Annotated in this window: 6 protein-coding genes; all 6 read right to left on the bottom strand. The window is 64.6% G+C overall.

Annotation, left to right across the window (positions count from 1 at the left end; all coding sequences use genetic code 11):
• On the bottom strand, window positions 1-1,100 hold a 1,100-nt coding region (locus ASC45_RS15315), incomplete at its 3' end, for a methyl-accepting chemotaxis protein (RefSeq protein WP_055451865.1).
• 95 nt (window positions 1,101-1,195) lie between these two features.
• Window positions 1,196-2,278, bottom strand: a complete 1,083-nt coding sequence (locus ASC45_RS15310; RefSeq protein ID WP_055451864.1) for a protein-glutamate methylesterase/protein-glutamine glutaminase — start codon at window positions 2,276-2,278, stop codon at window positions 1,196-1,198.
• A gap of 33 nt (window positions 2,279-2,311) precedes the next feature.
• On the bottom strand, window positions 2,312-2,866 hold the full coding sequence (locus tag ASC45_RS15305) for a chemotaxis protein CheD (protein ID WP_055451863.1): 555 nt from the start codon (window positions 2,864-2,866) through the stop codon (window positions 2,312-2,314).
• Window positions 2,863-3,660 carry a CheR family methyltransferase gene (locus tag ASC45_RS15300; protein WP_055451862.1) on the bottom strand — a complete coding sequence of 266 codons (798 nt, stop codon included), beginning with the start codon at window positions 3,658-3,660 and terminating at the stop codon, window positions 2,863-2,865. The genes ASC45_RS15305 and ASC45_RS15300 overlap by 4 nt, the downstream gene beginning before the upstream one ends.
• A 12-nt stretch (window positions 3,661-3,672) precedes the next feature.
• A complete protein-coding gene (locus ASC45_RS15295; RefSeq protein ID WP_055451861.1) occupies window positions 3,673-6,915 on the bottom strand; it encodes a bifunctional diguanylate cyclase/phosphodiesterase in 3,243 nt (1,080 codons plus the stop codon).
• 33 nt (window positions 6,916-6,948) lie between these two features.
• Window positions 6,949-7,248 (bottom strand): chemotaxis protein CheW (locus ASC45_RS15290; RefSeq protein ID WP_174514736.1); only part of this gene is annotated, 300 nt, incomplete at its 5' end.

The following is a 7,248-nucleotide window of genomic DNA, read 5'->3' as shown; positions in this document are numbered from 1 at the left end:
GCCAGCATGTTCGTCTGATACGCGATGTCATCGATGATCGAGATGCGCTCGGCAATACTCTGCATCGCCGAGACCGTGCCCTGCACCGCGGCCCCGCCTTCGGAGGCTTGCGAGGCCGCCTGCTGCGCCATCGCATCCGTCAAGCGCGCGTTGTCCGCGTTCTGGCGGATCGACGCCGTGGCCTGCTCCAGCGTGGCCGAAGTTTCCTCCACCGAAGCCGCCTGCTCCGAAGACGACTGCGACAGGCTCTGCGACGTGGCCGAGACCTGGGTGGAGGCCGAGAGCAGTTGCTCGGCCGATGAACGCACCGAACCGATGACCGAGGTGAGCTGCGCCACCATCTGCCCCATGGCCGTGAGCAGCTGACCGGTCTCATCCTTGGACGCAGCCACCACCCGCACCGACAGATCGCCCTCGGCCACGCGCTGCGCGACGTGCACCGCCTCGCTCAAAGGACGGGTGATGGAGCGGGTGATCCAGATGCCGCCGATCAGCGCGGCGACGATGAAGCCCGCGGTGATCCAGAGCTGTCGGCGTACCGCGCTGGCATAGGCATCCTGGCTTTGTTCATACGCCGCCTGCATCTGCGCCTTCTGGTGGTCGATCAAGGTACGGATGTGCTGGTGCATCTCTAGCACGATGGGCGAGGCGAGCTGGGTGTAGATGGTGCTGGCCTGCGGGTAGAGCCCTTGCTTCATCAGGCTGATGACCTGCTGCTGCACGTCGCGATTCCTGGCCATGAGGGTTTGAATCTCGGCAAGCTGCGCGTTGACCTCGGCGTCGGGCGGCAGGGCTTTCAGGCCCTTGAAGACTTGGGCAGTGCTTTCGCGGTTGTGCGCGAGTTGCTTCTTCAGGGCCTGCTGCGCCTCGTCATGCGCCGGATTCAGCAGGGTCTGGTAGAGCGCGGAGGTCGTGCCCTGAAAGTTGGTGAAAAAGGTGTTGAGCAGGCCGATGCGCTCGCTTTGCACATGCACGATGGCATCGAGGCGGGCGTTGGACTGCGCCAGTTGCTGCTGCGCCAGAACGGCATTGATCACAATGACGGCCAACATGCCAATGAGGCCAAGGGCCATGCGGGTACGGATGCGGAGATGGTTCATCAGGGGCAGTGGATTCTGTTGTGTGAGCGTGATGGGTAAAACGACACATCAGAATGTCGCTGCATCGGGGAAGACCCCGACGTTTCGAGCCGCGTTCAGCCCCGTCCGTACTCCACCATCGCCGCGCCGATATCGCCCAGCGCCAGACTGCGATCGACGGCGCCGAGCTTGACGGCCTCTTTGGGCATGCCGTAGACGACGCTGCTGGCTTCGTCCTGCGCGATGGTGCGGGCGCCAGCGTCGTGCATTTCCTTGAGCCCGCGGGCGCCGTCGTCGCCCATGCCGGTGAGGATGATGCCCAGCGCGTTGCGAGCGGCACACTGCGCTACCGAACGGAACAGCACATCGACCGACGGACGGTGGCGATTGACCGGAGGGCCGTCGCGCACCTCGACGTGGTATTGCGCGCCGCTGCGTCGCACCTGCATGTGGCGCCCACCGGGTGCGATGAGCACCAGGCCCGGAACCAGCCGGTCGCCGTCGCGCGCCTCGCGCACGTCGAGCGCGCACACGGTGTTCAGACGCTCGGCAAAAGTGGCGGTGAATTTCTCCGGCATGTGCTGCACCACGGCGATGCCAGGCAGGGTGCGGGGCAGGGTGGTGAGCACACGCTCCAGCGCCACGGTGCCCCCGGTGGACATGCCCATGGCGATGATTTTTTCCGTCGTGTTGGTGAGGATGTGCGCACTGGGGGTGATGGTGGACTGGGTCGGCGCCTTGACCGCGCTGGCCGCGGTCCGAACGGCGGGGCGCAGGCTGCGGGTATTGGCGCGTGCCGCGGCCTTGATGGTCTGGGTCAGCTCCGCGGTCTGGTCCACCAGAAAATCCTTGAGCCCCACACGCGGTTTGGTGACCACGCTGACGGCGCCGGCCGCCAGGGCGTCCAGGGTGATCTGCGCGCCCTTCTCCGTCAGGGTGGAGCAGATGACGACGGGCAGCGGCCGCTCGGCCATGAGCTTCTTGAGAAAGGTGATGCCATCCATGCGCGGCATCTCGACATCGAGCACCAACACGTCGGGCCAGTAGCCTTGCTGCATGCGCTGCAGCGCGAACAGCGGGTCAGGCGCGGTGCCGATGACGGCGATGCCGGGGTCACGCTGTAGCACGACCTGAAGCACCTGCCGCACCACGGCGGAATCATCGACGATGAAGACTTTGACCTTGTCGGGCCGAATCATGAGGGCATCTCCGAAGGGAGTGATGGGCATTCCTCAGCCGAGGCATTGCTCGGCGTTTTGGCCCCAGAATTTGAGATAGGCGTCGCCGCTCCAGATTTCAAACATCAGGTTGCGGTGGCCCTGACCTCCGAGGTGTTCGGCCTTGAGGCGCAGTCCGTGCTGGCGTACCAGCTCGCGCCCCCGGAGCACGTTCTTGCAGGGCACATCGGTACAGCCCACATGCACATGTGGCGGCTTGTCCTGGGTGAACATGCGCCCGCCACCGAAGAGCTTGGCTTCGTATTCCTCCGGCCGGGTGCCAGCGGCCCGCATGTCGCGCAGGAACAGCAGCATGGCCTCGTCGGCGTAGCGGCCATCGAGGGCGCGGTGGGCGCCGTGATGCGCGCCACGCCCGGGCAGCATGTAGTGGCACAGGCCGCCAATTCTGCGCTGTGGGTGCCATACGGCGATGGCCACACACGACCCCAGCAGGGTACGCACCCGCGTGCGCCCCTCACCGAAGTAAAGCTCGCCGGGCTGCAGAAAGATTTCCAGCGGTTCTTCCAGGTCCGCCTCCGCCGAGGCTTGTGTGCGCAGCGTGGTGTTCATAGCGGCTTGCGATACACGGCCGGCTGTACGGCACGCACCTGAAGGTCGAGGCCATTGAGGCTCTCGGAGTGGCCGATGAACAGATGCCCGCCGGGCCGCAGCACGTCGAGCAGCCTGCGGCAGACGGCGCGCTTGGTGTCGGCATCGAAATAGATCATCACGTTGCGCAGCACGATGAGGTCGAAGGTGCCGAGGTCGGGCAGGGTGGTGTTCAGATTGATGATCTGAAACCTGAGTCGATCACGGATCGACGGCTGCAGGGTGAACATGCCCTCCTGCGTGCCTGTGCCCTTCAGACAGAAGGCCTTGAGATAGGCCTGGGGGATTTTCTCGGCACGCTCCATGGGATAGATCGCGCGCCGGGCCTGGTCGATCACCCGGGTGGAGATGTCGGAGGCGACGATCTCCCAGGGGCGCTGACCCATGCGCTCGGCCAGCACCATGGCGATGCTGTAAGGCTCCTCACCACTGGAACACGCCGCGCTCCACACGCGAAACGGGCGCGAGGCATCGGCGCTGGGCACGATCGTCTCGGACAGATAGGCGAAGTGACGCGGCTCGCGGAAGAAATAAGTCTCGTTGGTGGTCAGTAGGTCAATGGCCTGCTGGCGCTCGGCGGCATCGTGGCGGATATGCCGCAGATAGTCGGTGAAGGTCGCCAGCCCCAACGCATGCAGGCGCTTGGAGATGCGTCCTTCGACCAGGGCTTTTTTCGTCGGCGCCAGGGTGATGCCCGCAGCCTCGAACATCAGGCGGGAGAAGCCATTGAGCTCGGTGTCGGTGAGTGTGTTCATGGTCAGACTTGTTCAATCGGTGACGCAGACGTCGGCGTCGGGCAGATAGTCGGCAAAGCGTTTGGCTGGCACGGCCGGGCTGAACAGCCAGCCCTGATAGGCCTCGCAGCCGAGCTGCCGCAGGAATTCAGCCTGTTCCTGGGTTTCAACGCCCTCGGCGACGACGCTCAGGTGCAGGGCCTTGGCCATGGACATGACCGCGCGGGTGATCGCGGCGTCGTCCGCATCGGTGGGCAGATCCTTGACGAAGGCGCGGTCGAGCTTGAGGGTGGAAACCGGCAGGCGCTTGAGCGAGGCCAGCGAGGAATAGCCCGTGCCGAAGTCGTCGATGGACGTGTTCACGCCCATGTTGCGCAGGCGCACGATCAGCCCGCTGACATGCTCGGGGTCGCGCAGCATCATGCTCTCGGTGATTTCCAGCTCCAGAAGTTCGGGCGCGATGCCCGACCCCTCCAGTGCCGTCGAGACCTGCCGCAGAATCAGATCGCCCTGCAATTGCCGCATCGAGCAGTTCACCGCGATGGGCCGGGGCGTCTTGCCCTGTCTCTGCCAGTCATGCAGTTGCCTGCACACGGCATTGAGCACCCACTGACCGACGGGCACGATCAGCCCGGTTTCTTCGAGCAGGGGGATGAAGGTGGCGGGAGACACCAGACCGTGCTGCGGATGCTGCCAGCGCAGAAGGGCTTCCGCGCCGATCACCTCGCCGGTCTGCAGGCACACCTTGGGTTGATACACGACGAAGAACTGCTCCAGGGCGAGGGCATGGCGCAGATCGGTCTCCATTTCGATGAGCTCGCGTCCGCGGTGGCTCATGTCGGCGGTATACATCAAAGCGCCCCCCGGATTGTTGGCCTTGCAGCGATACATGGCCAGGTCGGCGCGGCTGAACAGCTGAGTAGCCGAGCGTCCGTCGCGCGGAGCGCGGGCGATGCCCAGGCTGGCGGTGATGAAGATGGTCTGACCGTCGAGGACGAAAGGCTGACTCAGGCTGTCCAGAAGAAGCTCGGCATCGTTCTGCACCGACTGATGATCTGCCTCGCAGGGGTGAAGGACGACGAAGGCGTTGCCGCCCCACCTTGCCAGCAGATCGGCTGGCGACAGCGCGGCTTTCAATCTCGATGCGGTTTCGATCAGCAGGTCGTCGCCCAGAGCATGGCCGAAGCTGTCGTTGATCTGACGGAACCGGTCGATGTCCAGCATGTAGACCGCCAGCCCTTGTTGGCTGGCACCGGTCTGCGATTCGAGCCAGCGCTCGAGCGAGTCGATGGCCAGGGTCTGATTCGGCAGTTCGGTCAGCTCGTCGTGCTCGACCAGCCATTTGAGGCGGCGTTCGGCGGCGCGGATCTCGGTCAGGTCATGAGAGATGGAGACGGCGCCCAGGATGCGCCCCTGCTCATCGCGCAAGGGATAGCCCGAGAACTCGAAATAGCGCCATTCACCATCGTCGGTAGGGGAGCTGTACTCCAGACCCCGGGTCGCCTCGCCCCGCAGGCCACGCTCAAGGGGCCTGTTTTCCACAGCCAGCGGTTTGTGATCGAGGGTGTAGATCGGGCGGAACGTGTCGAGGCTGGCCAGGTCGCCGACGGCGTGGCGGGCAAGAGCCTCGCGTGTGGCAGGGTGGTTGGTGTAGATGACGCGACCGTCCTGGTCGCAGGCATAAATCACCTCCTGCAGGTTGTCGAGCACGGCATTCAGAAAGGCAGTCTGCCGGATCGAGGCGTCTTTGCGTTCGAGGGCGTCGGTGACGTCGAGGGCGTAGCAGACGATGGAGCCGATCTCTCCGTCCGCATCGGTGACAGGCGAGACGTGCCACTGCAACATGCGGTACTGACCATTCTTGTGGCGATAGCGGCGGTGAGCACAGTAGGGGCCCACTTCGGCTTGGGCCATGCCGCCGAGCTGGGCATTCACTGTGCCGCGGTCGTCGGGGTGCAGAAAGTCATCGACGACACGATGCCTGGCCAGTTCGTCCCGCGTGTAGCCCAGCATGTCACTGAAGGCCGGATTGAAATCGAGGATGTCTCCGCGGCCACTCACCAGCAGAATGCCGATGCCCGAATACTCGAAGGCGCTGTGAATCTGTGCGTTGGCTCGATGCAGTTCCTGCATGATCGGGCGCAGTCGCCATCCCAGCGCCAGAAGCCCCAGAAGCACGAGGCCCGGCACGAGGAGCAAACCCGCCTCCAGCGTGCCAACCACAGGCGCATAGAGATCGGCGGACGGCACTTCCACGGCGAGGCTCAGTCCGGTCTGCCCAAGCGGGCTGTAGCTGACGAGCCATCGCTCACCGTCCTTGTCCTGGAAGGCGGTGCCGCTTTGGCCTTCGGACCCCAGCGCCTCGAGCGGGAGTTTGTTCCCGCTCAAAACGGTGGTCTGCTCCAACTCGCCCACACGGCTGGGCAGGCAGGTCCACAGGGTGTCGGAAAGACCGCAGATCTGGATGACCGTGCTTTTCGAACGTCGTGCGAGTTCGCGGGCAATGCGGCTGGCGGTGGGCAAGGGCAACGAGGCGCTGAAGTGGCCGAGGGTCTGCGCGCCGTCGCGGATCGGCAACTGCATGTGAAGATAGAAATCGAGGGTTGCCGGGTCACGCTGCAGGATGGCCTGACTCGGGAACGTCGTCGGCGCCAGACTGGGCAGGCCCGGATGGTGAACCGTGGACGCTTCGCTGGAAAGTACGGTCTCACCCCACAGGTTGGTGATGCTGTACTCATGGGGTGCCAGCAGATCCATCATGATGCGAAGATCGGTCAACCGGGTGTTCAGCAGCGGCGAAGGCGGGTTGTTGCTGTCGCTCTTCCCATCGCGCAGACCCTGCAGTGTCGCGACCAGCAGGGGATTCTGCGCAAAGCGCTGCAATTCCTTGCCGCGCACTTCCATCGACATCTGCAAGGCCCGGCCCAGGGCGTCGCGGTCGCTCTCCATGCTCTGCGTCAACTGCTTGCGTTCATGGTCGGCCATGACCAGCGCGGTGAACAACGCGGTGAGCGAACTGGCCAGCAGCAGAATGACCGCGGCGGTCAGCATGAGCTTGCGATCGGGGCGATGGCGATAAGCCTTTTGCATCCACGGAAATCGGTTGCGCACGGCCGAAGCAATCCCCGCCGTGAACAGCAGGGCCGCGGGTGTGTAGCTGCTCTCCGCGCCAGATCCCCAGAAGTGCTGAATCACTTTCAGGGCGAGCAGCATCACGCCGAGGATCGCCAGGGCGAAGATGCTCAGATCGACGAGAAGAGGTGAGAAAAATGACATGCGCGCGGGCACCGGTCGGGGGCCGAGGCCTGTTTAGTCCCTCGCGCTGGCCACTTGCGCCAAACCCGCCATGTCGTCCACCGACAGCACATGGCCCACGTCGAGCAGGATGATGAAACCGTTGTCGATGCGAGCCATGCCGCGGATGAACTCCTGGCGCAGCCCGGTGCCGAAGCTCGGCGGGGGCTCGATCTGTGCGGCCTCCAGGTCGAGCACGGCGTTGACCGCATCGACCAACACGCCCACGGCCAGCGGCCCGTCCTCGCCCTCGATCTCGACGATGACGATGCAGGTTCGGGGTTGCAGGGTGGTGGGTGCGCGGCCGAAGCGCTG

Origin of the sequence: Thiomonas bhubaneswarensis, assembly GCF_001418255.1 — a bacterium.
GTDB lineage: Bacteria > Pseudomonadota > Gammaproteobacteria > Burkholderiales > Burkholderiaceae_C > Thiomonas > Thiomonas bhubaneswarensis.
This window is presented reverse-complemented; position numbering and strand designations above follow the sequence as displayed.